We start from the raw sequence: 25971 nt of genomic DNA on the forward strand, positions 1-25971 counted from the left end.
CGGAGTCCCGCTCACCCGGAAGGCCGTTGAAGGTACGTCACCGATGAACGCACCCGCCCTGCTCGTCGTCGCCCACGGCAGCCGCGATCCGCGGCACGCGGCGACCGTCACCGCGCTCACCGAGCGGGTGCGGTCGCTGCGGCCCGGGCTGCGCGTGGAGACGGCGTTCTTGGACTTCAACGCGCCGAGTGTGCCCCAGGTGCTGTCGCGACTGGCCGCCGAAGGGGCCCCGGAGGTGGTGGCCCTGCCGTTGCTGCTGACCCGCGCCTTCCACGCCAAGGCCGACATTCCGGCGGTGCTGCGGGAGGCCAGGGCGCGGCATCCGCGGCTCCCGATCCGCCAGGCGGCGACCCTGGGCCCGTCGCCGCTGCTGACCGCCGCCCTGGAGCGGCGGCTTTCCGAAGCCGGGGTGCGCCCCGGCGACCGTGGCTCGACCGGGGTCGTACTGGCCTCGGCGGGCTCCACCGACCCGGAGGCGATCGCAGTGATCGCAGAAATCGCGCGGGAGTGGCGGCACACCGGTTGGTGCGCCGTGCGGCCTGCGTTCGCCTCCGCTGTTACCGCCGCGGGCCCCGCCCGGACCGAGGACGCGGTCCGGGCGCTGCGGGCCGAGGGGTGCGCCCGGGTGGCGGTGGCGCCGTATGTCATCGCGCCCGGGCGGCTGCCGGACCGGATCGCCGAGGGCGCCGTGGCGGCCGGCGCGGACGTGCTCGCCCCGGTGCTGGGCGCCGCCCCCGAGCTGGCCCGGCTGCTGGTGCGCCGCTTCGATGAGGCCACCGTGCCGGTGCGCGCCGCGCTGACGGCCTGACCGCCCGCCACCGCGGCGCCGCTCGGGCATCTCACCCGGGCTCGGCGCCGACGGTCGGTCAGCTGAAGTCGAGTTCGCCGGTCCGGGTGCGCTTGAGCTCGAAGAACTTCGGGTAGCCGGCGAGCAGTCGCACGCCCTCGAAGATGCGCAGGGCGTCCTCGCCGCGCGGTACGGCGGTGAGCACGGGCCCGAAGAAGGCGACACCGTCGATGTGGAGGGTGGGGGTGCCGACCTCCTCGCCGACCGGCTCCATGCCCGCCCGGTGGCTGGCGCGCAGCGCGGTGTCGTACTCGGTGCCGGCGGCGGCGTCAGCGAGCGAGGCGGGCAGGCCGACCTCCACCAGGGCTTCCTTGACGGCGAGTTCGGTGTCCTGCCCGCCGCCCTCTCGGTGGATGCGGGTGCCGATCGCGGTGTAGAGGTCGCCGAGCACCTCCTCGCCGTGGTGCTGAGCGGCCGCGACGCACACCCGGACCGGGCCCCAGCCGCTGTCCAGCAGGTCCCGGTAGCGCTGCGGCAGGTCTTCCCGCCCCTCGTTGAGCACCGACAGGCTCATCACCCGGAACCGCAGGTCGAGTTGGCGCTGCCGGGCGACCTCCAGGATCCATCGGGAGGTGATCCAGGCGAAGGGGCAGATGGGGTCGAAGTAGAAGTCGACCTTGGGGACGGGAACCTCAGAGGTGGTGGCGGTGATGACGGTGGCGTCTGCTGTGCTCATGACGTCGAGCGTAGCCAGTCATTGGCCTGGCCATCAGGGCCAATGGCCCATCAGATCACTGGGCCATTTCTCACAACGGCGCGGACCGGCCGCCGCGCCCCGTGGGGGTGGGGAGCGACGGCCGGTCCGCTGCCGGGCCTGGCGGAACTACTCGACGATCTTGAGCAGCTTGTTCGGCGTGCCCTCGCTCGGGTTCGAGATCTTGTCCGGGGTGGCCCCCTCGGTCAGCGCGGTCGCCACCTGGTCCGGCGTGGCGTCCTGGTGGTTGCCGAGGTAGACGGCGGCCGCACCGGTCACATGCGGGGTGGCCATCGAGGTGCCCGAGATGGTGTTGGTCGCGTCGTCGCTCTCGTTCCAGTCGGAGGTGATGTCCGAGCCGGGAGCGTAGAGGTCGACGACCTCACCGTAGTTGGAGAAGTCCGACTGCTCGTCCTCCTTGGTGGAGGAGGCGACGGTGATCGCCTCCTTGACCCGGGCCGGGGAGCCCTGGCCGGCGTCGGTGGACTCGTTGCCCGCCGCGACGGCGAAGGTGACCCCGGACTGGATCGCCTTCTGCACGGCCGTGTCCAGCGCCTCGTCGGCGCCGCCGCCCAGGCTCATGTTGGCCACGGACGGACCCTGGTGGTTCTGGGTGACCCAGTCGATGCCCGCGACGACCTGCTCGGTGGTGCCGGAGCCCTGGTCGTCCAGCACGCGGACCGCGACGACCTTGGCCTTCTTGGCGATGCCGTGCTGGGCACCGGCGATGGTCCCGGCGACGTGGGTGCCGTGGCCGTTGCCGTCGTCGGCGTTGTCATCGTTGTCGATGGCGTCGAACCCGGAGGTGGCGCGGCCCTCGAAGTCTTTGTGCGTGATCCGCACACCGGTGTCGATGACGTACGCGGTGACGCCCTCGCCCGCGCTGTCGGGGTAGGTGTACTTGCCGTCGCCCTCGGTGTCCTCCTGGTCGACCCGGTCCAGGCCCCACGACGGCGGGTTGTCCTGGGTGGCGTCGATGGTGAACTTGTGGTTCTGGACGACCTTCGCCACGGCCGGGTCGGCCGCGAGCTGCCGGGCCTCGGTGTCGCTGAGGCCGGTGGCGGAGAAGCCGTTGACGGCGGAGTCGAAGCTGCGCTTGACCTTGCCGCCGTAACTCTCGGCCAGGTCCTTGCCCTCGGAGGCGGCCTTGATGCTCTTGCCGCCCTTGAGCAGCACGATGTAGCTGCCGTCGATGGCGTCCTTGGACTGGGTGCCGTAGACGGTGCCCTCGGCGGGAGTCGAGGCTCCGGCCGGGAGGGCGATGAAGGCTCCGGCGGTCACGGCCGCGGCGGCCGCGACCGCCAGGGCTATCTTGCGCTTTCCTGCGCGCTTGTGAGTTGCCATGACGAGGGTTCCTCCTCGTGAAGGGTGGGGGGATCGGGGCTGCGGTAACAGCCCCTGGTTTCCCGGGGATCGGGCTCCGGGTTGTGCGAAACCCTCGCTGATCCACCGGTCTTAATTCAAGATTCCCCGTCAGGTGTGACATAAGCAACTTCCTTACGTAAATACATATCCCGTTGAACGACGGAAAGTCGGAAAAGAACGCTGTTCCGGTCGAACCTGCCCATGTCCCTTTACGTGTAAGGGACCGGCATCAGGGGAGGTAGGGCTAGCCCCCCTCCCTGGGGTGTAGATGCCCCTCCTCGGCTTCACCAGCCAGCACGATGGGCCGTCAGGTCATGCGCCTCTAGCGTTTTCCACGTGGCGGCACGGGGTCGCCACCGCATGGAAATAAGGGGACGTCGTGGCGGACACAGGCCGCATGGACAGACCGCGCGGGCTCGCCGCCCGCGCCGGCAGTTGGAGTGCGCGGCACCGCTGGATCGCGGTCGGGGGCTGGGTGTTGTTCGTCGTACTCGCCGTCGCCATCGGGGGGATGGCGGGGCGGGTCGATGTGTCGGAGGGTGAGGAAGTACCCGGCGAGTCCGGGCGCGTCTCCAAGATCCTGGACGAGGCGGGCATCACCGATCCGGCCGGCGAGACGGTGCTCGTCCAGACCGCGGGACGCGGCGGCCCGACCGCCGACGACCGGGCCTTCCGCGAGACGGTCGACGCGGTGATGAGCGCGGTGAAGGGCACCGGCGAGGTCACCGCGGTGAAGTCCCCGTACACCTCCAAGGCGATATCGAAGGACCGGCGTTCGGCGCTGGTCCAGTTCGAGATGCGCGGCGATCCGGAGAAGGCCACCGACCACATCGAGCCGGTGCTCGACGCGGTGGAGAAGGTGAAGGGTGATCACCCAGGGCTGCATGTCGCGCAGTTCGGTGACGCCAGCGGCCAGAAGGCGTTCGACGACGCCTTCGGCGACGACTTCCAGCAGGCCGAGTTCTCCGCGCTGCCGGTCGCGCTCGGCATCCTGCTGATCGCCTTCGGCGCGCTGGTCGCCGCCCTGCTGCCGGTGGTGCTGGCGATGACCGCGTTCGTGGCCACCACCGGACTGGTGGCGCTGGTCAGCCACCTGGTGCACATGAGCGACACCGCCAACTCCGTGATGCTGCTGGTCGGTCTGGCCGTCGGCGTCGACTACTGCCTGTTCTACCTGCGGCGGGAGCGCGAGGAGCGCGCCGCGGGCCGGGACCGGCAGACCGCGCTGCGGATCGCCGCGGCCACCTCCGGCCACGCCATCCTGGTCTCCGGCTTCACCGTCATCGTCGCCATGGCCGGCATGCTCTTCACCGGTATCGCCGACTTCAAGGCGATGGGTCTGGCCACCCTGATGGTCGTCGCGGTCGCCGTGGTCGGCTCGGTGACGGTGCTGCCCGCGCTGCTGTCGCTCCTCGGCGACCGGGTCGAGAAGGGCAAGGTGCCTTTCCTGGCACGCCTGAAGCGGAGCGGCGGGCGGCACGGCGGCAGCGGCGAGAGCCGTTTCTGGCGCGCGGTGCTGGGCCGGGTGCTGCGGCGGCCGAAGCTCTCCGTCGGCGTGGCGGGCGGTGCGCTGATCCTGCTCGCCGTGCCGGCCGTGGGGATGAACACCGCCAACCTCACCCTGGACCAGGAGTTCAACAGCTCGATGCCGATCGTGGCGGCGTACGAGCGGATGAACGAGGCCTTCCCCGGCGGCCCCGACCCGGCCGAGGTGATCGTCAAGGCCGACGACATCGACGCCCCGCGGGTGCGCCAGGCCATCGCGGACTTCCGCTCGCAGGCGGTCTCCCAGGGTGCTTCCAAGGGACCGGTCTCGGTGACGGTCCACGCCCGGCAGAACATCGCCGTCATCCAGGTGCCGCTGGCCGGTGGATCGGACGAGGCGAAGAGCGAGAAGAGCCTGAACATCCTGCGGGACGAGGTACGGCCGGCGACCCTGGACAAGGTCGACGGAGTCGAGGCCCCGATCGGCGGCTCGACCGCCTCCTCCAAGGACTTCACCGACAAGATCGGCTCCTCGGTGGTCCCGGTCTTCCTCTTCGTGGTGGTCTTCGCCTTCCTGCTGATGCTGATGTCGTTCCGGTCGCTGACCATCGCGGTCACCGCCATCGCGCTCAACCTGCTGTCGGTGGGCGCCGCCTACGGCATCCTGACCGCGGTCTTCCAGCACGGCTGGGGCGCCGGACTGGTGGGCGCGGAGGGGGTCGGCGCGGTCGTCGCCTGGCTGCCGCTCTTCCTCTTCGTGATCCTCTTCGGGCTGAGCATGGACTACCACGTCTTCGTGGTCTCCCGGATCCGGGAGGCGCGGATGGCCGGTCGCACCACCAGGGACGCGATCGTGCACGGCGTGGTCACCACGGCCGGTGTGGTCACCAGCGCCGCCGTCATCATGGTCGCCGTCTTCGCGATCTTCGGCACGCTCTCCATGCAGAGCATGAAGCAGATGGGTGTGGGGCTGGCGGCCGCGGTGCTCATCGACGCCACGATCATCCGCGGGGTGTTGCTGCCGGCGGTGATGGCCCTGCTCGGCGAGCGCAACTGGTACATGCCGCGCTGGCTGCGGTGGCTGCCCGACCTGACGCACGACGAGCCGGTCGCGGTGCACGCCCCGGCATCCCCGGCGCCGGGGATGCCCGGCCCGGCCGGTCCCGAGCCGCAGCACGTGCGGGTCTGACATCCCGTCGCGGCCCGGCCTGCCGGGCCCGAACGGTCAACCGGCCGCGCGACCTCCGGGTCGCGCGGCCGGTTCGCGTTCCGCGGCCGGTTCGACCCTGGCGCGGTCACCCGCGCAGGGCGGCCTCGATCAGGTCGGCCGCGCGCTTGGTGCCGCCCTCGGCCGCCATGCGAGTCTGGATGGCGGCCAGGCGTTCCGCGACGGCGGGATCGTCCACCAGTTCCAGCACCGCGGCGCGCAACGCCTCGGCGGTGGCCTCCTCCTTGGGCAGATGCCGGGCCACCCCGAGCGACTGGAGCATGTCGGCGTTGCCGAACTGGTCGACGGCCTGCGGCACGGCGACCATCGGCACCCCGCAGGCGAGCCCTTCCTGGCTGCCGCCGGCGCCGGCGTGGGTGATGAAGGCGTCGGCCTGCCGCAGGACGCTCAGCTGCGGCACCCAGTCGTGCACCTCGATGTTGGCCGGGACCGGGCCGAGTTCGGCCGGGTCGACGTACTTGCCGATCTGCAGCACCACATGCCAGCCCGGCAGGTCCCCGAAGGCGGCGACGCAGGCGCGGTAGAAATCGGGCTCCTTGGTCCAGGCCGAGCCGAGGGAGACCAGCAGGACCCGGGTACCCTCGTCCAGCCCGGCCGGGCGCCGCCACTCGCCCTGGTCGGCACGGTCGCCCTGGCAGGCCCCGACGAAGGTGTAGTGGGACCTGTCGACGCGGTCGGCGTGCGGCTGGAGTGCCTCGGGGATGAGCACCAGGCACCGGTCGGGACGGCCCTGGAAGCGGTCGGGGTCGGTGCCGGGCATACCGTTCTCGGCGAGCCAGGCGCGGAACCGGGCGTAGTACGCCTGCCCCCGCTCGGACGCCTTGAGCTCGGCGAACATCGGCTCGGCGACCTCCTCCTCGTATCCCTCCCAGGCGACCAGGTTGGGCGAGAGCTGGATCACCGGGACCTGCCAGCGGTGGGCGAGTACCGGGGCGGGATAGGCGGTGATGTCGTACAGCACCAGGTCCGGCTCGTCGCCCTGGTACGCCGCCAGCTGCTGCGGGAGCGCCTGGACGGCGTCGGCGAGGAACGGCTCGATGTTGTCGATGAGTTCGGTGCCCCACGCCTCCGGATCGTCGTCGGTGGGCAGGGTGGAGGTGTAGATCTTCGGCTCCGCGCCGGTGGCGGCGACCTTCTCCGCGAAGGACTCCGGAATGGCGTAGGTGACGCGATGGCCCCGGGCGACCAGCTCACGGATCACCTCCAGGCTCGGGTTGACGTGCCCGTGCGCGGCGATGCTGAACATGGCGATGTGGGAACGCTTCGGCGAGGTCATGACCCGGAGCCTAAACGAGACGAGACGTCTCGTGCAACCTGTCTCCGTCGGGAGATCGGCGCTCAGGGCGCTTCCGGGGGGCGGATCTCCAGCCGGGCCGGGGTCGCGCCGGCCGCCGGCGGCAGCCGCAGGCCGGCGCGACCGGGGGTGATGGAGCCCAGGACGGCGGAGCGCCGTGCCCCGGTACAGGCCGGCACGGTGCCGCCCAGCCCATGGACGGTCAGGAAGCCGAGGACCGCGAAGGCGTACGCCTCCTTGGCCGCCGAGGGCAGGCCGAGCGCGTCGGAGGTGGTGAGCGGGACCCGGCCCACCGCCAGCTCCTCGCGGAGCATGGCCATCAGCGTCGGGTTGCGGGTACCCCCGCCGGAGGCGATGACCTCGGTGCCGCCGGCCTTGCGCACCGCGTCCGCGACCGTCCGGGCGGTGAGCCGGGTGACGGTGGCGACGACGTCCTCGGCGGCCGGCTCGGAGCGGAGGTCACGCAACGCCGCCTGGAGGTAGGGAAGGTGGAAGAGTTCCCTGCCGGTGGTCTTGGGCGCGGGCAGTGCGTAGTACGGCTCGCCGAGCAACCGCCGCAGCAGCGGCTGGTCGACGGTGCCGCGGGCGGCCAGCACGCCGTCGGCGTCGAAGGCAAGCCGGCCGCCCGTCAGTTCGCGGACCGCCACGTCGATCAGGGTGTTGCCGGGGCCGGTGTCGAAGGCGAGCGGCTGCCCGCCGCCGGAGCGGGCCACGGTGACATTGGCGATGCCGCCGAGGTTGAGCGCCACCGGGGTTCCCGGGCGGCCGCGCAGCCACAGCACGTCGAAGGCGCTCACCAGCGGCGCTCCCTGTCCGCCGGCGGCGATGTCGCGGGCGCGCAGATCGGAGACGACGGGGCGGCCGGTCGCCTCGGCGATCCAGGCCGGCTGCCCGATCTGCAGGCTCCCGTGCACCTGGCCGTTCTCGGACCAGTGGAAGACGGTCTGCCCGTGCGAGACGAAGAGTTCCGCGCGGCCGCCGCACAGCTCCCGGTCGGCGCGCTCCGCCACGGCCGCGAAGGACCGCCCCACGAGCGTGTCGAGCCGGCACACCGCGCCCATGGTGGTGGCCGACGGGGGCAGCGCGGCGGCCAGTTCGGCCCGCAGGCCGTCGGGCCAGGCGACGCCGATCATCCCGAGCGGCGACATCACCAGGGTGTCACCGGCCAGGGTCAGCTCGGCCGCCGCGGCGTCGACCGCGTCGCAGGAGGTGCCCGACATCAGTCCGATCACTCGCATCGCGCGGGTCCCTCCTCCCTCATCGGGTTTCGCTCATCGGGTTTCGCTCATCGGCTTTCAGCCATCGGGTTTCAGTCATCGAGCGGCCGCCGGTGGTCGTCGCCGCGCAGGGTGAGCAGCGCCGGGATACTGAGCCCGCAGGCCGCGACGGCGTAGTAGGCGGGGATGTCGGCGTCGTGGGTGCGTTCGATCAGCTCGGTGATGATCAGCCCGGCCGAGCCGGAGAACACCGCGTTCGACAGGGCGTACGCCAGCCCCAGGCCGGTGCAGCGGACGGCGGTGGGGAACATCTCCGCGAGCATCGCCGGTCCCGGGCCCGCCATCAGGCCGACCGCCGCGCCGGCGGCGAACACCGCGGCCCGCTTGGCGCCCGTCGAGGCGTCCGGGTCCTGCAACAGGTTCATCAGCGGGAAGGTCGCCACGACCACCAGCAGCGCCCCGGTCAGCATCACCGCCCGCCGGCCGATCCGGTCGCTGAGCGCGCCGGCCGGCAGGATCGCGCAGGCGAAGCCCAGGTTGGCCAGGACGGTGGCGAGCAGCGCCTGGGTGAAGGACATCGCGAGGGTGTTCTGCAGATACGAGGGCATGACGACCAGGAAGGTGTATCCGGCGGCCGACCAGCCCATGATCCGCCCGGTGCCCAGCGCGATGGCCCGGGCCACCGCGGACCGGCCCGGCCGCCCGGGTGGACTCGGTGGACTGCCGGCGCCCGTGCCCGCGTTCGACAGCCCGGCGGCGTCCCCAAGCGTCCGGCCGAACGCCGGGGTCTCCTCCAGCCGGAGCCGCAGCCAGAGCGCGAACAGGCCGAGCGGGCCGGTGAGCAGGAAGGGGATCCGCCAGCCCCACTGGTGGAGGGAGCTCTCGGTGAGCACGGTGCCCAGCACCGCGGCCACCCCGGCACCGGCCAGCAGGCCGAGCGCCACGGTGAAGGACTGCCACGCCCCGTACAGGCCGCGTCGGCCGGCGGGGGCGAACTCCGTCATGAGCGACACCGCACCGCCGAACTCGCCGCCCGCGGACAGCCCTTGCACCACCCGGAGCGCGGTGAGCAGCCAGGGGGCGGCCGCGCCCGCGGTCCCGTAGGTGGGCAACAGGCCGATCCCGGTGGTGGCGCCGGTCATCAGCAGCAGGACGAGGATCAGGGTCGGGCGGCGGCCGATCCGGTCCGCCAGGCGCCCGAAGAAGGCGGCGCCCAGCGGGCGGAAGAAGAAGGCCAGCCCGAACGACGCATACGTCTTGACCAGGCCCTCGGCCTCGCTGCCTCCGTCCGGGGTGAAGAAGTTCGCGGCGATGACCGTCGCCAGGTAGCCGTAGACACCGAACTCGAACCACTCGATGAAGTTGCCGATCGAACCGGCGGCCAGGGCCCGCCGCCGACCGCGGATTCCGGCTGCCGCCGCGGCCGGCTCCTGGACGGGCAGGGTCATGTCTGCTCCTCTCGATCCCTCGTCCCCACCAGACTCCCGCCCCGGGCCGGCCTGTCCAGGGACGAATCGCCGCCGAACCCGAGGGCCCAGGATGCGAGACTGGCGCTGATCGGCAGGCGAACGGCGGGAAGGCACGGCGTGACGGACGGGGCGTTCACCGAGTCCAGCGAGGTGACCGGGTCAAGCGAGGCGACCGGGTTCACCGAGGAGCGGGCCTGGAAGGTGCTCGCGGCGGCGGTGCCGCATCTGCGCGACGAGGGCGTGCGGGCACGGCTGCTGGCCTTCGGGGAGAACGCCGTCTTCGCCGTGGACCGGCCCGGCCGACCCGGCCTGGTGGTCCGTATCAGCCGCAGCGCCGATGAGGCGGCCTGGGACCGGGCGGTGCGCGAGCTGAAGATCGCCGAGTGGCTCGCCGCCCAGGGCCTGCCCGCGGTGCGGCCCGCCCCCTACAGCGCCGACCAGCCGCTGCCCTTCGGCGGCCATCTGGTGACCTACTGGCAGCAGCTGGCCCCCGCGGTGCGCCCCGCCGAGCCGCGCGACCTGGCCGGCCTGCTGCTCCTGGTGCACGCGCTCCCCGACTGCCCGTTCCCGCTGCCCGCGCGCGATCTGCTGGGCGGCGTCGAGCGCTGGCTGCGCCTGGCGGGCGAGGCCGTCGACCCGGCCGACGCGGCCTATCTGCGGGCCCGCCGGGACGACTTCGCGGCCGCGGCGGCGGAGCTGCACCCGCACCTGCCGACCGGGACGATCCACGGCGACGCGCTGCCGCGCAATGTGCACATCGGCCCGGACGGCCCGGTCCTCCTCGACCTGGAGACCTTCGCCACGGATCTGCGCGAGCACGACCTGGTGGTGATGGCACTCGCCCGCGACCGGTACGGAGTGGACCCGGCCGCGTACGACGACTTCGTCGCGGTGTACGGCTGGGACGTGCGCGACTGGGACGGCTGTGCGGTGCTGCGCGGGGCGCGCGAGACCGCCGGCTGTGCCTGGGTCGCCCAGCACGCGCCCGCCAACCCGGCCGCGCGGACCGAATTCCGCCGCCGGATCGCCTCCTTGCGCGAGGGCGATCCCACGGTGCGCTGGCACGCCTTCTGACCGGTCGGGAGAGCACGCCCGATCTGACCGGTCGGGAGAACACGCCCACCGCGACCGGTCGGCGCGGCATGTCCCGACCGTGTCCGGTCAGGAGTGCGCGTGCCGACCGGTCCGACGGGTCAGGACGGCAGGCCGCTCACCGCCGCGGCCTCGCGCAACGGCCAGCCGCCGTCGACCACCGCGTCCGGGGTGCCCCGGCCGCGCCGCCAGCGCTGGAGATCCGCCGCCCACTGGGCCGACCAGCCGACCTGCGCCCGGTGCAGGTCCCATGGCGCCAGCCGCGCCACCTGGGGGTGGGCCTCGGCGAGCGCGTAGGCGAGCCGGGCGGCGGCAAGCGCGTCCGCCCCGGCGTCGTGCGCCCCGGTCAGCGCGATTCCGTACACCTCGCAGACCGCGGCCAGCGTGCGTTTGCCCCGGCGGTATTTGTCGACCGCCCGGTCTATCGTGAGCGGATCGACGACCGGCCCGGTCTCGGCGCCGCCCAGCCGCTCGCTCAGCGGGCGGAGCCCGTACCGCCGCAGCTCGGCGGCGAGCAGGCTCAGGTCGAAGGAGGCGTTGTACGCGACGACCGGTGTGCCCGCTCGCCAGTAGCCGGCGAGGGTGTCCGCGATCTCGTCGGCGACCTCGCGGGCCGGGCGGCCCAGGGCCGTGGCGCGCTCATTGCTGATGCCGTGCACCGCGACGGCATCCTCCGGAATGGGCACGCCCGGATCGGCCAGCCATTCACGCCGGCCGATCGGCTCCCCGCCCTTCACCTCGACGACCGCCGCCGTGACGATCCGCTCCGCCGTCGGGTCCGTGCCCGTGGTCTCCAGATCGAAGCCGACCAGCAACTCCCGGTGCCACCCCATAGCGGCCCTCCTTCACCTGATCTCCCCCGGTTGTGCTTCAGCCTCGCACGGGGCACTGACACCGGGTGGGGCCTGCGCGGCCTAAGCGGGCTTCCGGACCTCGTCACGCATGACGGCGACCCGCTTGGCGAATGCCTCCAGGTCGATGGAGCCGGGCGAGCGGACGGCCAGCTTCATGTCTCTCAGCATGAACACACCAAGCGTCGTCGAGTCCCCCCACGCACAGACCGGGTAGGCCATCTTCCGTTGCTCGTCCTTGGCCATCACCACGCACGTCAACGGCTCGTTTGAGCCCTCGGGAGTGATCTCCCGCCGAGGCTGTCCGACCGAGGCGCCGTCAGCCTCCTCCATCCCGTCGAGGATGTCGTCGACGGCCTTGTCCGGGTCGACGATGCGACCGGTGAAACCGGTGTAGAGAAGCTGGTCCTCGACGCCGTGCGTGTACTGGCCCGCGCTGGACTTCATGTCCTGCGTGTTGACGCCGTCGTTCGGGGGATTCTCGTTGAACCTGTCGCTCAGGTCCTGCTCCAGGCTGTACTTCGCGTTCTCCAGGGTCTTCGGCACGATGAGCCGGTACGTGCCGCCGGTGGCGCCGCTCTCCGAGGGCGACGGCGACGCGCCGGGACTCTCGGCGCTCACGCTCGCACCGGCCGAGGGGCGGCCATCCGCCCTCTTGTCCTTCTCGTCCTTGTCGTCACCCCCGACGAGGAAGATCGCACCGGCGAGCACCGCCCCGACGGCCACCAGGCTCCCGATCACGATGGCGAGCGTCTTGTTGTTGCCACCCCGCGGCGGCGGGGGCGGCGGCGCTCCCCAGCCGCCGCCGTACGGCTGTCCCGGTGCCTGCCCCTGCGGCTGCCCCGGCGCCTGGACGTAGGGATGGGGCTGCGGCGCTCCCGGCGGCTGGCCGTAGGGGTTCGGGACCGGCTGGGCGTACGGGTTCTGCCGCGGGTCGGGGAATCCGCCCTGACCGGGCAGGGGAGGCTGCGGTGGGACTGTCATACCGAAGACCTTTTCACAAGGCCCCGAGGCCCTGCCGTCCGCCCTCGCGGCGATACCTCACTGGGGCGTGCTGCCCCAGCGGCCGCCGAACCGACGACATTCGGATCCGGGCGACGGTCTGTGTCCGGTGGTACGCCTGCTCGTAGCGGCTCCGGTGCTCGGGCGGGAGGTCGGGGTCGGCCAGTGCGGTGGGCAGGGCGACGGCGCGGACGGGCCCGGTCAGGTCGATGAGTGTGGGAATGAAGCCCAGGCGTCCGACCCGCCAGGAGCCGGCGGTCCGGGTGAACCGGAACCAGGACAGGAGGCCCTCCTCGGTGGTGCCTCGTGGAATGCGGTGCCGGGCAAGGAGATTGCCGTGGCCGTAGACCACCCAGGTGCCGTTGATCCGGTCGAACGGCTGGACCGCGTGGGCGTGGTGGCCGAGGATCACATCGACCGACGAACCGGCGGTCAGTTCCGCAGCCCGGGCAAGCTGGCGCGGGCTGGGCTCATGCTGGTGCTCCCGCCCCCAGTGCATGCTGAGGATCACCACTTCGGCGCCCGCGCGGCGAGCCCGGTGGGCCTCGTCGACGACGCGTTCGCTGATCGGGTTGGCCAGCCATGGCTTGTCCGGCGGCAGGAGTCGGCGGCCGAAACCGTAGGTATAGGACAGGTGTGCGACCGGGACACCTCCGGCCTCGATGATGTTCGGCTGGTCCGCCTCGGCCCTGCTCCGTGCCGAGCCGGTGTGCCGCAGGCCCGCCGCGTCCAGGGCGTCCAGGGTTCGCCGCACACCGGCCTCGCCCTGGTCGAGCGTGTGGTTGGACGCTGTCGAGCAGCTGTGGAACCCCACGTCCGCCAAGGCTGTGGCGATCTGCGGCGGGGCGGCGAAACTGGGGAAACCCGTGAACGGTCCCTCGGCCGGCGCGAGCGGTGTCTCAAGATGGCAGATCGCCAGATGGGCCCGGGACACCGCCGGCCTCAACCCGGCCAGCATCGGCCTGAAGTCGAGCCCCTGGCCACCGGCCGCCCTGGCATCCTGGGCGGCCTGCTCGATCAGCGGAGGGTGGATCAGGACATCGCCACCGGCGATCAGGGTGAAGGACACACCCTCATGATTGCCCGGCGTTCCCCGTCTCCGCTGCGGCCTTTCGGGTCACCTGGCGCATGGTCTGGGCACCACCCACCGAACCCGGCGCCGTCCCCCTCACCGCCATGCGCCATCCCGCCGTGCCCGGGGGCGACTTCGTCCGCCATGGGTGAGGTGGGCGGGGCAGGTCAGTGCTTCAGCGTGACCTTCAGGACCACGATGAGCAGGCCGAGGACCAGATTGACCACGCCGGCGGCGACCACCAGACCCCGTGTCGCCCCCGCGCGGACGGCGGCGACCGCCGCCCAGCCGACCTGACCCGCGATCGCGACGCCGAGCGCCAACCACAACGTCCCCTCCTCGCCGAGCCCCAGCAGCGGACTGACGGCGACCGCGACGGCCGGCGGCACCGCCGCCTTCACGATCGGCCACTCGGCCACGCAGACCCGCCAAATCTCCCTGCCGCCCAGGGGCACGTACGCGATCCGCTCGCCGAAGAGCCGGGCGAAGACGTGCGCGGCCCAGAACACCACACCGGTGAAGAACAGCAGCAGCACGAGTTCCAGCCGCGGGAACCTGCCGAGCGAGCCGGCGCCGACCACCACGGAGGCCGCGAGCAGCGAGCCGTACACGGCGCCGGTGTAGTCGACCTGCTTCTCGGTGGTCACCGCGTGCAGCAGGGGATCCTCGGGGTAAGTCCGGCCTCTCATGGGCAGTCTTTGATCAGTGGATGGGGAAGACGCCATGGTCGCCCCAGCCCTGCCCCGGCGCCTGGTCCCACCCCTGGCTCCACACCTTGCCGTCGGTGCCGGGCCAGAAGACATCGAGGTGTCCCGGCAGCCGGGCGACCGAGCAGGTCCGGGTGACCAGGGGCGGCAGATAGCGCTGGAGCGTCTGGCGGATCCGCCGCGTGCAGACCGCGCACAACGGGTGGGCCCAGCGTCCTCATGAGGCAGTTGAACCGAGGACGGTAGGCCCCGCAGTGGTAGTAGTGGGCGCCCTCGAAGGCGCCGGCCGTGGCGGCTGGCACCGGGCTCGGCTGAGGATGGCACTGCGCGCAGTCGGCATTGGCCGTCGTCGGCATGGCGGTACCGTCACGGTCGCATCCCCTCTTCCGTGCGGACGGGGACGCCTGCCTCGGCGGCGCCCCATGCTTCCAGTGTTCCGCCGGAACCCAAGATCGCAACTACACGCGTCAGCCGACAGTGGGCACGATCTCGCCCCGGGCCCGGCCCGACTCCCCGTACGGGTGGGTCTTGGCCGCCGACGCTGCTGTGCGGTGATCACCAGTGAAACGGCGTAGCGGGAATCCGTTTCAGGACACCGGCCGGGAGTCCGCCCAGACGCTGTCGAACTCCTCGCGGTAGACGTCGAAGAGACCGCCGTCCAGCTCGCCGCTCTCCTGGCGCACCACCTCGCGGGCGCGGCCGCCGCCGCGCAGCACCAGCACCGGGGCTTCGATACCGCGGGCCTTGCGGAGGTAGCTCTGGACGACGGCGAGGCCGTCGGCGCCGTCGCCGTTGACCAGGTAGGCGGTGAAGCGGGGGGTCTCGTCGAAGACGTGGATCTCGAAGGCGCCGGGGTCCCGCAGGCGGGAGCGGACGCGCCGCAGATGGAGGATGTTCATCTCCACCGAGCGGCTCATCTCCCCCTTCTTCAGCCCCAGTTCGCGCTCCCGGCGGCGGACCGCGCTGCTGGCCGGGTTGAGGAAGAGCAGCCGGGCGCGGCAGCCGGACTCGGCGAGGCGGACCAGCCTGCGTCCGGAGTAGTTCTGCACCAGGAGGTTGAGGCCGATGCCGACGGCGTCCAGGCGGCGGGCCCGTCCGAAGAGGTCCTCGACGGGCAGCTGGCGCTGGAGCCGTACCCGGTCGGCGTGCACGCCGACCACGTCCGCGTACCGGTCGCCGACCAGGTCCTCGACGGCGTCTATCGGGAGGCGTTCGGCGGACGGGGCGGCGGTGCCGCTGCCGAGGATCTCCAGCAGCCGGGCGCAGGCGCGTTCGGCCTGGGCGAGGACGGCCTGGGACAGGGCGCGGTTGCGGGAGACGACGTTGCGGGCGACTTCGAGTTCGTCGAGGGCGAGTTCGAGGTCGCGGCGGTCGTCGAGGTAGGGCTCGAAGCACGGCCAGTGCTGGACGAGCAGTTCGCGCAGCTGCGGCAGGGTGAGGAAGCTGAGGACGTTGTCGTCGGCCGGGTCCAGGAGGTAGCCCTTGCGGCGGCTCACCTCCCGGACCGCGGCGGCGCGCTGCACCCACTCCTGGCCGGCCGGTCCGGCGGCGGCGACCACCCAGTCGTCGCCGTGCACCGGCTCGTAGACGGGCCGGAGCACGGCGGCGACGACGGCACGCAGGCGCTGCTCGACGAGGTTCAGCCAGATGTAGGCGCGCCCGGCCCGGCGGGCACGGGTGTGCACCTCGGTCCAGGCCTCGGCGCCCCAGTCCAGTTCGGCGCCGATCTCCACCGGCCGCGCCAGGGACACCGCGCCAGGTGGCGCGTCGGTGGCGCCGTCACCCCCGGGACCGCAGTCACCAGGGGGCAGCTCCAACCCGCCCGAGCTCAACTTGCACCGCCTTCCGCCCCCGTCCAACGATCACCGCAGACTACTGCGCGGGCGGGGGCGGTGCATCCGGATCGATCGACCTGTCGGTCAACCTCGTTCTTCCGTATGGCCGTTGTGGCCGGACAGGGCCGGAGGCGTGAGCGGATTCATAGCGGTGACATCGCGCGGGGCGAGCTGAAAGCCCTGCCAGTGCACGGGCATCGGCTCCTGGTCCTCGTCCCGGGCGATGTGGTGGAAACCGATGTTGACCCAGGCGACGGGGTGCTTGAGCGTCTGGCCGCCGACCCACTTGTCGACGCTCTTGCCCGCGCCCGCACCGCAGTTGCGGAGGTTGTCGCTGGCGAACTGCTCGCACTTGTTGTACTCGGTGAAGTACACGTCGTGCTTGGTGTAGCCGCGGCCGGGGAACTTCGTGGTGTGGCCGGGCACGATCTCGTAGGACCGGGGGTGCCCGTCCTTGTTCTTGCCCTGGGAGCTGACGACCCGCCACCAGCGGGCGCCCGCCGCGTCGCCGGCCAGCTCCTTGGTGACCTGGGTGCGGGTGGTCTTGGTCTTCGGCAGCTGGCCCGCGGACTGCGTGGTCTTGGAGTCGTACTGCTCGATCCGGCTCTTGGGCGAGCCGTCGAGGCCGAAGTTGAGCCGCCAGAAGACGTTGTGGGCGTGGCTGGTGGCGTAGTCCTTGGCGCCCTTGCCGATCGGCCAGCCGCGGCCGTCGCCGGCGTCGTAGTCCATCGGGGAGAGCGTGCCGGTGGCGCCGACCTGCATGGTCATGGTGCCGTCGCCGGAGAACCGCCACTCGGTGATGTACTCGTACCAGCCGACCTTGTTGACGGTGTAGACCAGCAGGTCCTTGCCCTGGGCCTGGTAGACCTTGCCGCCGGGCTCGTCGGCCCCCATGCGGTAGGCGTGGCCGCGGGCCCGGGTGGTGGCGCACAGGCCCTTGACGTTCGGGTGGGCCGGGTCCCAGGCGCCGGGCACCTTGACGGTCTTGATGGTGCCGCCGGGGCACTCCGCCGGGTCCAGCTGCTGGAGGCCCTGGGCGAAGCCGGCCCCGGTGAGGTCGTCGTACTCCACGCTGCCGTCGTCGTAGGGCACATGGATCTGGGCGAGCTTGGCGCTGGTCAGCACCTTGATCGGGGCGGGCTCGCCCTTGGGCTGGTAGGAGACGTCGTCGAGGACCAGGCCGGCGTTGGACTCGTAGTGCCAGCACATCCGCCAGACGGTTCCGCCCTCCAGCTTCTGCTCGATCCGGTAGGCGCTGCTGCAGCTCGCGGCGGGGGCCGCGGTGGGGGCCTTCTCGGGCGCCTTGGGCGCGGCCTGGGCTCCGCTCGCGGGCCCGGCCGCGACCGTCGCGGCGCCCAGGAGCACACAGGCTCCGAATGCCGACCCCAGCCTGCTGCGGGCAGGGCGGCGCTTGTCGTCACGCATCTAAGGGACTCCTGTACGGAAACGTACGGATGAAGGAGATGAAGAAGATGAAGGAAGGGACGGCGGCGTCAGCTCAGCCGGGTGACGGCGCGGTCGCTGAGGTCGACGACCAGCTGCCGGGTGTCGATCCACGGGCCGTTGGTGACCCGGGTGAACAGCCGCACGCAGCGGTGCTTGCCGCATTCGGCGAGCCCCGCCGGGCCCGGGCGCTCGGCGTCGACGCGGTAGACGAAGCCGGTGACGGTCAGCTGGCTCGGGCCGGTGAGCTTGGATCCGGTGGCGTCCTGGAAGTCCTTCCGGAGGCCGTCGCCGAGAGGGTCGGCGATCAGCAGCCGGGCCGCCTCGTCGGTCTCCGCGCGGCTGAGCGGCGGCTGCACGCCGTGCTGGGTCTCGGTGTGGTCGACCTTGCCGGTGTCGAGGTCGACCGTCTTGGTGACGTAGGCGTCGTCCTTGTAGTCATAGAAGGTCACGTTCGCCCGCCGGTGGGCGTCGGTCCTGCCGACCTCCTCCGGAGGAAGCTCGGCGAGGTCGGTGGCGAGCTGCTGCGGGCCGGTCTTGCCCGTCACGTCCTCGCCGCCGCCGCGGAAGGTCCGGCCGCGTGCGATCTGCTCGGCGCGCCGGGTCTCGTCATCGGTGAGCGGGTCCCGGCCGCTGCCGGTGGGGCCCTGCGGTGCGGCGGATTCCACCACCGCGGGCGCCTGGCCCGGTTGCCCGCCACGCTCGGCGGTGGTGCCCTGGTTGCCGCCGCGAGCGGCCCTGGAGTCTCCCGAGGCGTCGCCCGGGAGGGTCACAGCGATCATCACGGCTGTGGCAGTGGCCGCGACGGCCGCGCCTGCCATCACCTTGCCCAGGTGACGGTGGCTTATCGTGCGCACATTCTCCCCCAATCCCCCCTGCTGTGAAATTAGCCGCGTACCGGCACATCCGGAGCGCGGAGTCACCCGGTAGGACGAACCGATGTGGTCGTAGGTTGCCTCGCTTTTGAGGAAGATCTGGTGAAAGCGGCGTCTTGGGGCACCTGTTGGGCCACCTTGCCCACCCGTCCCCGGGCCCTTGAAGTGCTGACGCGTCCTCGCGGCGCACGGAGAAGAAGTGGAAGAGTCGACGCATGCAGGTATGGCCGGGACAGGCTTACCCCCTGGGCGCCACGTACGACGGCGCCGGTACGAATTTCGCGGTGTTCTCCGAGGCCGCCGAGCGGATCGAGTTGTGCCTGTTGCACGACGACGGGTCGGAGACGGCGGTGGAGCTGCGGGAGAACGACGCGTTCGTCCGGCACGTCTACCTGCCCGGGATCATGCCCGGGCAGCGGTACGGCTTCCGGGTGCACGGACCGTACGAGCCGGAGCACGGCCACCGCTGCAATTCGGCCAAGCTGCTGCTGGACCCGTACGCCAAGGCGATCAGCGGCCGGGTCCGCTGGGGCGAGGAGGTGTACGGCTACCACTTCGACCGGCCCGAGCGGCGCAACGATCTGGACTCCGCCCCGCACACCATGACCTCGGTGGTGGTCAATCCCTACTTCGACTGGGGGGACGACCGGCCGCCGCGCACCGACTACCACCGCACGGTCATCTACGAGGCCCACGTCAAGGGGCTCACCATGCGGCACCCCCGGCTTCCGGAGGAGCTGCGCGGGACGTACGCGGCGCTCGCCCACCCGGCGATCATCGAGCATCTGACCGAGCTGGGGGTCACCACCCTGGAGCTGATGCCGGTGCACCAGTTCGTGCACGACCACCGGCTGGTCGACGCGGGGCTGGCGAACTACTGGGGCTACAACACCATCGGCTTCTTCGCCCCGCACAACGCCTACGCCTCCTGGGGTGACCGGGGCAGCCAGGTGCTGGAGTTCAAGTCCGCGGTGCGGGCGCTGCACCAGGCGGGCATCGAGGTGATCCTGGATGTCGTCTACAACCACACCGCGGAGGGCAACCACCTGGGGCCGACGCTGTCCTTCCGGGGGCTGGACAACTCCTCGTACTACCGGCTCACCGAGGACCCCCGGTACTACATGGACACCACCGGCACCGGGAACTCCCTGCTGATGCGGAGCCCCCACGTGCTCCAGCTGATCATGGACTCGCTGCGCTACTGGGTCACGGAGATGCGGGTGGACGGCTTCCGCTTCGATCTCGCGGCGACCCTGGCACGCCAGTTCCACGAGGTCGACCGGCTCTCGTCCTTCTTCGACCTGGTGCAGCAGGACCCGGTGGTCAGCCAGGTGAAGCTGATCGCCGAGCCCTGGGACGTCGGGGAGGGCGGCTACCAGGTCGGCAACTTCCCGCCGCTGTGGACCGAGTGGAACGGCGAGTACCGGGACACCGTGCGGGATCTGTGGCGCGGCGAGCCGCGGAAGCTGGCCGAGTTCGCCTCCCGGCTGACCGGCTCCTCCGACCTCTACCAGGGCGACGGGCGGCGCCCGCTGGCCTCGGTCAACTTCGTCACCTGCCACGACGGCTTCACGCTGAACGACCTGGTGAGTTACGAGAAGAAGCACAACGAGGCCAACGGCGAGGGCAATCGGGACGGCGAGAGCTACAACCGGTCCTGGAACTGCGGGGTGGAGGGCCCCACCGACGATCCGGAGGTGCTGGCGCTGCGGCAGCGGCAGATGCGGAACCTCATCGCCACGCTGATGCTCTCCCAGGGCGTGCCGATGCTCAGCCACGGGGACGAGTTCGCGCGCACCCAGGGCGGCAACAACAACGCCTACTGCCAGGACAACGAGCTGGCCTGGGTGCGCTGGCCGGACCCGCTCGACGAGCGGGACGCCGCCGCTCTTGAGATGCTGCGCTTCACCCGCTCGCTGGTGTGGCTGCGGCGCGACCACCCCGTCTTCCGGCGGCGGCGCTTCTTCCACGGCCGGCCGGTGGAGGGCACCCACGACGAGCTGTCGGACATCGCGTGGTTCACCCCCGAGGGCGAGGAGATGCGGCAGCGCGACTGGCAGGCGGCGCAGGCCAGCTCGCTGATGGTCTTCCTGAACGGCTCCGCGATCTCGGAGCCGGGCCCGCGCGGAGAGCGGATCAGCGACGACTCCTTCCTGCTGATGGTCAACGCGCACCACGAGCCGATGGACTTCACCGTGCCGGTCGACCACGGCAAGCAGTGGCAGGTGATCGTGGACACCGCGCTGCCCCAGGGGGTCGAGCCGGGCAGCGGGGCGAAGGTCGGGGCGGGCGACCGGCTGACCCTGGTGGACCGGAGCCTGACCGTGCTCCAGCGGCCGGGGTAGCCGCCGCGCCGGGCGGCGGTCGGATGCCGGCGGGGGCAGGCCGCGGCGGTCCGCCAGTCGGCCGAGTGGCGAACCTGCCCGCCGCCGGTTGTGGGTACGTACGTTCTTATGACGCCCGATCGCAGCGACGACCCCCGCCCCGCGGACCGTGCCGCCGGACGCTCCGCGCCGACCGCCACCTACCGGCTCCAGCTCCAGCCCGGCTTCCCGTTCGCGGCCGCCCGGGAGGCGGTGCCCTATCTGGCCTCGCTCGGTGTCTCCCACCTGCACCTGTCCCCGGTGCTGGAGGCGGTCCCCGGCTCCACGCACGGCTACGACGTGGTCGACCACACGGCCGTACGCGGGGAGCTGGGCGGGGAGGAGGGGCTGCGGGAGCTGGCCACCGCCGCCCGCGCGCACGGGCTGGGGCTGATCGCCGACATCGTGCCCAACCACATGGCGGTGCCGGCACCCGAATGGCTCAACCAGCCGCTGTGGCAGGTGCTGCGGGACGGCCCCGATTCCGGTTACGCCCGCTGGTTCGACATCGACTGGGCGGCGCAGGGCGGCAAGGTGCTGCTGCCGGTGCTCGGCGGCCCGCTGGGCGAGGAGCTGAAGCAGCTGCGGGTGGAGCGGGGGACGCTCCGCTACCACGAGCACGCCTTCCCGCTGCGGCCCGGCACCGAGGGGCTGCCGCTGCCGGAGCTGCTGGAGCCGCAGTGGTACCGGCTGGGGTGGTGGCGGCTGGCCCGCACCGAGCTCAACTACCGGCGGTTCTTCACCATCTCCGAGCTGATCGCGGTGCGGGTGGAGGATCCGGAGGTCTTCGAGGCGACCCATGCCAAGCTGCTCCAGCTGCTGCGCGAGGGCGTGCTCGACGGGCTGCGGGTGGACCACCCGGACGGGCTGGCCGACCCGGCGGGCTATCTGCGGCGGCTGGCCGGGGCGGCGGGTGGCCGCTGGACGGTCGTGGAGAAGATCCTCGCCCGCCACGAGCCGCTGCCCGTCGGCTGGCCGGTCGCCGGGACCACCGGGTACGACGCGCTGCACCGCGTCGACGGGCTCTTCCTCGACCCCGACGGGCTCACCGAACTCACCGACCTCTACCGCGCCGCCACCACGCCCGACGCGGGTCACGATCCCGCCCGGGGCCCTGACGGCGACGAAGCTCCGGGCTCCGCAGGCCCCGGCGACGATACCGGCGGCGGCTGGGCGGGCACGGTGCGCCGCGCGGCCGCCTGGGTGGTCACCCACGAGCTGGCCGCCGAGGTGGAACGGTTGGTGCGCACGGCCTGCCGGATCTGCGCCGCCTCACCGCGGTTGCGCGACCACGCGCCCTGGGCGCTGCGCACCGCCATCCGCGAGCTGCTGGTCCGGCTGCCGGTCTACCGCCCGTACGCCGTACCCGGCGCGCCGCCGCCGGAGGCCGACGCCGCGCTGCTGGAGACGGCCGCGCGCGGGGCGCGCACCGCCTTCTCGGTGCGCGAGGAGGCACGGGCGGTGGACACGGTGCGGGACGCGGCGCTCGGGCGGCTCGGCGACGGGCCGGAGCACCGCGACTTCCTCGCCCGGTTCGCGCAGACCGCCGCCGCGCTGCGCGCCAAGTCGGTCGAGGACACCGCCTTCTACCGCTTCACGCCGCTGCTGTCGGCCGCCGAGGTGGGGGGCGACCCGGGCGGGCCGGCGGTGAGTGCCGAGGAGTTCCACGCGTTCTGCGCGAGGATCCTGCGCGACTGGCCGCTGACCGGCACGGTGCTCTCCACCCATGACACCAAGCGGAGCGCTGATGTGCGGGCCCGGCTGGCGGCGCTCACCGAGTGTCCGGGAGCGTGGGGGCGGCTGTTCACCGGGGCGCTCGCCGCGCTGCGCGCCGACGGGGTGCCGGTGCCGGACCCGCGGCTGGCCTGGACGGCCTGGCAGACCGCGCTGGGGCTGGGGTCCGCCGCGGCAACTGCGGAGCGGCTGGTTCCGGCGCTGCTGAAGGCGGTGCGGGAGGCCGGGGTGCACACCAGCTGGACCGAGCGGAACGCGGAGTACGAGGACGCGGTCGCCGCGTTCGTGGCGGACGGCTGCCGCGGTCGGCACGGCGTACGCGGCCCGGCGTTCGCCGCCTTCGAGCGGGAGCTGGCCTCCCCGGCACGGGCCAACACCCTCGGTGCCGCGCTGCTCCATCTGACCATGCCGGGGGTGCCGGACCTGTACATGGGCACCGAGCGCACCCGCTACGCGCTGGTCGACCCCGACAACCGGGGGGTGCCGCGCTTCCCTGCGGGCGGGCGGGCGGCCGGTCCCGGCGACCCGGGCGGCGGACAGCCGGCCGACGGGCAGCCGGGGAGCGGGCAGCCGGGGAGCGGGCAGCCGGATGGCAGGGATTCGGCCGGCCGGCTGTCCGACGAGAAGCTGCGGGTGACCACGGCCGCGCTGCGGCTGCGCCGCCGCCGTCCGGAGTGGTTCGGCGCCGAGGGTTCGTACCTCCCGGTGGCGGCGGACGGGCCGGCCGCCGCGCACTGCGTGGCCTTCGTCCGCGCGGGCTCGGCGCTGACCGCCGTCACCCGGCTCTCCGGTCGGCTGGCCGGGGCGGGCGGCTGGGCCGGCACCGCGCTGCCGCTGCCGCCGGGCCACTGGCGGGATCTGCTCACCGGGCGGATGTGCCAGCGCCGGGTCAGGCTCGCCGAGCTCCTCACCGAGCTTCCGGTGGCACTGCTGGTACGGGAGTGAGGCGATCCCGGTCGCCGGGAGCCAGCCGGGCGGCCGTGGCCGTACGGAGCAGCTCGGTGAACTCGGCTGCCACTCCGGTGAGTTCCACCCGGGAGAACGCGGTCAGCTCGCGTCGCCACGGCGGGTCCACCGGCACCCGCGCGCAGTGGACACCGGCCGCCAGATGCGCGGGGGCGGCGACGATGCCCGCGCCCGCCGCGGCCATGTGGACGGCGGTGGAGCTGTGTTCGGTCCACACGCCGGTGCGCGGCGCGAACCCGGCCTGATCACACACCCGGTCCAGCCACCGGCGGCCGTCGATGACCGGCTCCAGCTCGCAGCGCACCCACGCGCGGTCCGCCAGCTCCGGCAGCCGCACCGAGGCACGGCCGGCCAGCGGGTCGTCGACCGGCATGACCAGCACGATCTCCTCCTCGCCGAGGGGGACCACCGGGCCCCGCCAGTCCTGCGGCGGTGGGCCGAGCGCCACGTCGGCCACCCCGCGCTCCATGCGGTCGCGCAGTTCCTCGGTGGTGGCGTACTCGTGCAGCAGCAGCGTGACCGCGGGGTGTTCGCGCCGCCAGCGGGCGAAGACCTCCGGCAGTACGCCGAGGGCGACGGCGTGGACGGAGGCGATGTGCAGCTCGCCGCCGTCCGCCCCGGCGGCGGCCCGGGCGGCGCGCCGGGCCTGTCCGGCGCTGCGCACCGCCAGCTCGGCGTGCGGCAGGAAGGCGCGGCCCATCGGGGTGAGTCCGACCCCGCGCGGCAGCCGCTCCAGCAGAGCGCCGCCGACCTCCCGTTCCAGCGCCTTGATCTGGTGGGAGAGCGCGGACTGGGTGACGTTGAGGGCCTCCGCGGCCCGGGTGAAGGACGCCTCCTCGACCACCGCCACCAGATACTCCATCTGCCGCAGACTCATCGCCCCTCCCCATGCACACAGTTCATGGGATCCATAGAAACATTGCCTTGGACTCATGCCGCGGCGCGGCCGAGGCTGGATCCATGCATGAGACAGACGTCATCGTCATCGGCGGCGGCACCGGCGGTTACAGCACCGCGCTGCGCGCCGCCGCCCTCGGGCTCCGGGTCGCCCTGGTCGAGCGGGACCTGGTCGGCGGCACCTGCCTGCACCGGGGGTGTATCCCGAGCAAGGCCATGCTGCACGCCGCCGAGCTCGTCGACGGGATCGCGGAGGCGCGGGAGCGGTGGGGCGTCAAGGCGTCCCTGGAGGCGGTGGACTGGGCGGCGCTGACCGCGACCCGCGACGACATCGTGGCCCGCAACCACCGCGGGGTGGAGGGCCACCTGTCGCACGCCGGGGTGCCGGTGGTGCGCGGCAGCGCGGCGCTGACCGGTGCGCGCTCCATCCGGGTGGTGTCGGGTCCGGCCGCCGGCGAGGAGTACACCGCGCGGCGCGGCATCGTGCTGGCCACCGGCTCGCGGCCGCGCGAGCTGCCGGGCCTGGCTCCGGACGGCCGCCGGGTGGTGACCAGCGACGACGCGCTGTTCGCGCCGGGGCTGCCGGAGTCGGTGCTGGTGCTGGGCGGCGGCGCGATCGGCGTGGAGTACGCCTCCCTGCACCGCTCGATGGGCGCCGCGGTCACCGTGGTGGAGGCGGCGGACCGGCTGCTGCCGCTGGAGGACGCGGACGTCAGCCGTCATCTGACCCGGGGGCTGAAGAAGCGGGGCATCCAGGTGCTGACCGGCGCCCGGCTGGAGGACGCCGAGCTGCCGGCCGACGGGGTGCGGGCCACGGTGCGCACCACCCGCGGCGAGGTGCGCACGGTGGAGGCCGAGCGGCTGCTGGTCGCGGTGGGCCGCGCCCCCGTCGTCGACGGGCTGGAGCTCTCCGCCGCCGGACTGGCCACGGACGGGCGCGGGTTCGTCGCCCCGGCCGACTGGTCGCGGCTGGAGACGGCGGTTCCGGGCGTCCATGTGGTGGGCGATCTGCTGCCGCCGCCGTCGCTGGGGCTGGCGCACGCGTCGTTCGCGGAGGGGCTGGTGGTCGCCGAGACGCTGGCGGGCCGTTCGCCGCGGCCGGTGGAGTACACCGCCGTCCCCCGGGTCACGTACTCCAGCCCGCAGACCGCGTCCGTCGGGCTGTCGGAGGCCGAGGCCCGGGCGGCCGGCCGGGACGTGGTGGTGAACACCATGCCGCTGACCGCGGTCGCCAAGGGCATGGTGCACGGGCAGGGCGGCATGGTGAAGGTGGTCGCGGAGCGGGGCGGGGCGGTGCTGGGGGTGCACCTGGTCGGGCCGCACGTCTCGGAGATGGTCGCCGAGAGCCAGCTGGTCGTCGGCTGGGACGCCGAGCCGGCGGACGTCGCCCAGCACATCCACCCGCACCCCACGCTCTCGGAGGCGGTCGGCGAGGCGTTCCTCACGCTCGCCGGACGCGGCCTGCACCAGCAGTGAGGCCACGCCGGCGGTGAGGCGCTACTTCCGTCGCGACCTGCGCGACTTCGGTATCGGAT

19 protein-coding genes and 2 pseudogenes are annotated in these 25971 nt (G+C 72.7%); 6 read left to right on the top strand and 15 right to left on the bottom strand.

Features of this window, described 5'->3' with window-relative positions:
* The first annotated feature begins 43 nt into the window (after window positions 1-43).
* The gene (locus AC4BDD_RS05875; protein ID WP_490689898.1) at window positions 44-808 is read left to right on the top strand and encodes a sirohydrochlorin chelatase; all 765 of its coding nucleotides are present in this window, start codon (window positions 44-46) and stop codon (window positions 806-808) included.
* 58 nt (window positions 809-866) lie between these two features.
* Here the strand turns inward: AC4BDD_RS05875 and AC4BDD_RS05880 are convergent, their stop codons facing one another.
* Together AC4BDD_RS05880 and AC4BDD_RS05885 are read right to left on the bottom strand one after the other, a co-directional pair.
* Complete coding sequence (locus tag AC4BDD_RS05880) at window positions 867-1523, bottom strand: mycothiol-dependent nitroreductase Rv2466c family protein (protein WP_490689899.1); 657 nt, start codon at window positions 1521-1523, stop codon at window positions 867-869.
* Window positions 1524-1670: 147 nt separating this feature from the next.
* Entirely contained in the window at window positions 1671-2885 is a 1215-nt protein-coding gene (locus AC4BDD_RS05885) for a S8 family peptidase (protein WP_490689900.1), read from the bottom strand.
* Window positions 2886-3303: 418 nt separating this feature from the next.
* On the opposite strand from AC4BDD_RS05885, the gene AC4BDD_RS05890 reads away from it, so the two are divergent.
* Window positions 3304-5580, top strand: a complete 2277-nt coding sequence (locus tag AC4BDD_RS05890) for an MMPL family transporter (protein WP_490689901.1) — start codon at window positions 3304-3306, stop codon at window positions 5578-5580.
* 106 nt (window positions 5581-5686) lie between these two features.
* Here AC4BDD_RS05890 and mgt read toward each other — a convergent pair.
* From mgt to AC4BDD_RS05905, 3 genes and pseudogenes are all read right to left on the bottom strand, one after another.
* Window positions 5687-6932 (bottom strand): annotated as a pseudogene (mgt, locus tag AC4BDD_RS05895) (macrolide-inactivating glycosyltransferase).
* A gap of 25 nt (window positions 6933-6957) precedes the next feature.
* Window positions 6958-8151 (bottom strand): anhydro-N-acetylmuramic acid kinase, encoded by a 1194-nt coding sequence (locus tag AC4BDD_RS05900; RefSeq protein WP_490689902.1) that lies wholly within the window; start codon window positions 8149-8151, stop codon window positions 6958-6960.
* A 71-nt stretch (window positions 8152-8222) separates the two neighbouring features.
* Window positions 8223-9578 (bottom strand): MFS transporter, encoded by a 1356-nt coding sequence (locus tag AC4BDD_RS05905; RefSeq protein WP_490689903.1) that lies wholly within the window; start codon window positions 9576-9578, stop codon window positions 8223-8225.
* A gap of 171 nt (window positions 9579-9749) precedes the next feature.
* Here AC4BDD_RS05905 and AC4BDD_RS05910 point away from each other — a divergent pair, with 171 nt between their 5' ends.
* Window positions 9750-10673: a phosphotransferase enzyme family protein gene (locus AC4BDD_RS05910; protein ID WP_490691684.1), complete on the top strand. Its 924-nt coding sequence runs from the start codon at window positions 9750-9752 to the stop codon at window positions 10671-10673.
* A gap of 119 nt (window positions 10674-10792) precedes the next feature.
* On the opposite strand, the gene AC4BDD_RS05915 is transcribed toward AC4BDD_RS05910, so the two are convergent.
* From AC4BDD_RS05915 to AC4BDD_RS05955, 9 genes and pseudogenes are all read right to left on the bottom strand, one after another.
* Window positions 10793-11524, bottom strand: a complete 732-nt coding sequence (locus AC4BDD_RS05915; protein ID WP_490689904.1) for an exonuclease domain-containing protein — start codon at window positions 11522-11524, stop codon at window positions 10793-10795.
* Window positions 11525-11605: 81 nt separating this feature from the next.
* A complete protein-coding gene (locus tag AC4BDD_RS05920; RefSeq protein ID WP_490689905.1) occupies window positions 11606-12526 on the bottom strand; it encodes a hypothetical protein in 921 nt (306 codons plus the stop codon).
* Between the two features lie 13 nt (window positions 12527-12539).
* Window positions 12540-13613: a CapA family protein gene (locus AC4BDD_RS05925; RefSeq protein ID WP_490689906.1), complete on the bottom strand. Its 1074-nt coding sequence runs from the start codon at window positions 13611-13613 to the stop codon at window positions 12540-12542.
* A gap of 170 nt (window positions 13614-13783) precedes the next feature.
* Window positions 13784-14305 carry a hypothetical protein gene (locus tag AC4BDD_RS05930; protein WP_490689907.1) on the bottom strand — a complete coding sequence of 174 codons (522 nt, stop codon included), beginning with the start codon at window positions 14303-14305 and terminating at the stop codon, window positions 13784-13786.
* A gap of 13 nt (window positions 14306-14318) precedes the next feature.
* Window positions 14319-14522: a hypothetical protein gene (locus AC4BDD_RS05935; RefSeq protein WP_490692013.1), complete on the bottom strand. Its 204-nt coding sequence runs from the start codon at window positions 14520-14522 to the stop codon at window positions 14319-14321.
* A gap of 49 nt (window positions 14523-14571) precedes the next feature.
* A pseudogene (locus AC4BDD_RS05940) lies at window positions 14572-14679 on the bottom strand (hypothetical protein); the annotation flags it as partial.
* A gap of 231 nt (window positions 14680-14910) precedes the next feature.
* Window positions 14911-16155 (bottom strand): DUF5919 domain-containing protein, encoded by a 1245-nt coding sequence (locus tag AC4BDD_RS05945; protein ID WP_490689908.1) that lies wholly within the window; start codon window positions 16153-16155, stop codon window positions 14911-14913.
* A gap of 87 nt (window positions 16156-16242) precedes the next feature.
* Complete coding sequence (locus AC4BDD_RS05950; RefSeq protein ID WP_490689909.1) at window positions 16243-17583, bottom strand: copper amine oxidase; 1341 nt, start codon at window positions 17581-17583, stop codon at window positions 16243-16245.
* A gap of 68 nt (window positions 17584-17651) precedes the next feature.
* Window positions 17652-18383: a Tat pathway signal sequence domain protein gene (locus tag AC4BDD_RS05955; protein ID WP_490689910.1), complete on the bottom strand. Its 732-nt coding sequence runs from the start codon at window positions 18381-18383 to the stop codon at window positions 17652-17654.
* Window positions 18384-18691: 308 nt separating this feature from the next.
* On the opposite strand from AC4BDD_RS05955, the gene glgX reads away from it, so the two are divergent.
* Both glgX and AC4BDD_RS05965 read left to right on the top strand, forming a co-directional pair.
* On the top strand, window positions 18692-20821 hold the full coding sequence (glgX, locus tag AC4BDD_RS05960; protein ID WP_490689911.1) for a glycogen debranching protein GlgX: 2130 nt from the start codon (window positions 18692-18694) through the stop codon (window positions 20819-20821).
* Between the two features lie 108 nt (window positions 20822-20929).
* The gene (locus tag AC4BDD_RS05965; protein ID WP_490689912.1) at window positions 20930-23518 is read left to right on the top strand and encodes an alpha-amylase family glycosyl hydrolase; all 2589 of its coding nucleotides are present in this window, start codon (window positions 20930-20932) and stop codon (window positions 23516-23518) included.
* On the opposite strand, the gene AC4BDD_RS05970 is transcribed toward AC4BDD_RS05965, so the two are convergent.
* On the bottom strand, window positions 23481-24416 hold the full coding sequence (locus AC4BDD_RS05970; protein WP_490689913.1) for a LysR family transcriptional regulator: 936 nt from the start codon (window positions 24414-24416) through the stop codon (window positions 23481-23483). The two genes, AC4BDD_RS05965 and AC4BDD_RS05970, sit on opposite strands and share 38 nt — an antisense overlap.
* 83 nt (window positions 24417-24499) lie before the next feature.
* Between AC4BDD_RS05970 and lpdA the strand changes: the two genes are divergently transcribed.
* Entirely contained in the window at window positions 24500-25912 is a 1413-nt protein-coding gene (lpdA, locus tag AC4BDD_RS05975; protein WP_490689914.1) for a dihydrolipoyl dehydrogenase, read from the top strand.
* Window positions 25913-25971: the final 59 nt, after the last annotated feature.

Source organism: Streptomyces sp. JLBT605 (assembly GCF_058215555.1).

Coding starts and splice junctions, on each gene's coding strand:
- AC4BDD_RS05875 (WP_490689898.1), top strand. CDS start 44: ATGAACGCACCCGCCCTGCTCGTCGTCGCCCACGGCAGCCGCGATCCG.
- AC4BDD_RS05880 (WP_490689899.1), bottom strand. CDS start 1,523: ATGAGCACAGCAGACGCCACCGTCATCACCGCCACCACCTCTGAGGTT.
- AC4BDD_RS05885 (WP_490689900.1), bottom strand. CDS start 2,885: ATGGCAACTCACAAGCGCGCAGGAAAGCGCAAGATAGCCCTGGCGGTC.
- AC4BDD_RS05890 (WP_490689901.1), top strand. CDS start 3,304: ATGGACAGACCGCGCGGGCTCGCCGCCCGCGCCGGCAGTTGGAGTGCG.
- AC4BDD_RS05900 (WP_490689902.1), bottom strand. CDS start 8,151: ATGCGAGTGATCGGACTGATGTCGGGCACCTCCTGCGACGCGGTCGAC.
- AC4BDD_RS05905 (WP_490689903.1), bottom strand. CDS start 9,578: ATGACCCTGCCCGTCCAGGAGCCGGCCGCGGCGGCAGCCGGAATCCGC.
- AC4BDD_RS05915 (WP_490689904.1), bottom strand. CDS start 11,524: ATGGGGTGGCACCGGGAGTTGCTGGTCGGCTTCGATCTGGAGACCACG.
- AC4BDD_RS05920 (WP_490689905.1), bottom strand. CDS start 12,526: ATGACAGTCCCACCGCAGCCTCCCCTGCCCGGTCAGGGCGGATTCCCC.
- AC4BDD_RS05930 (WP_490689907.1), bottom strand. CDS start 14,305: ATGAGAGGCCGGACTTACCCCGAGGATCCCCTGCTGCACGCGGTGACC.
- AC4BDD_RS05950 (WP_490689909.1), bottom strand. CDS start 17,583: ATGCGTGACGACAAGCGCCGCCCTGCCCGCAGCAGGCTGGGGTCGGCA.
- AC4BDD_RS05955 (WP_490689910.1), bottom strand. CDS start 18,383: ATGATCGCTGTGACCCTCCCGGGCGACGCCTCGGGAGACTCCAGGGCC.
- glgX (WP_490689911.1), top strand. CDS start 18,692: ATGCAGGTATGGCCGGGACAGGCTTACCCCCTGGGCGCCACGTACGAC.
- AC4BDD_RS05965 (WP_490689912.1), top strand. CDS start 20,930: ATGACGCCCGATCGCAGCGACGACCCCCGCCCCGCGGACCGTGCCGCC.
- AC4BDD_RS05970 (WP_490689913.1), bottom strand. CDS start 24,416: ATGAGTCTGCGGCAGATGGAGTATCTGGTGGCGGTGGTCGAGGAGGCG.
- lpdA (WP_490689914.1), top strand. CDS start 24,500: ATGCATGAGACAGACGTCATCGTCATCGGCGGCGGCACCGGCGGTTAC.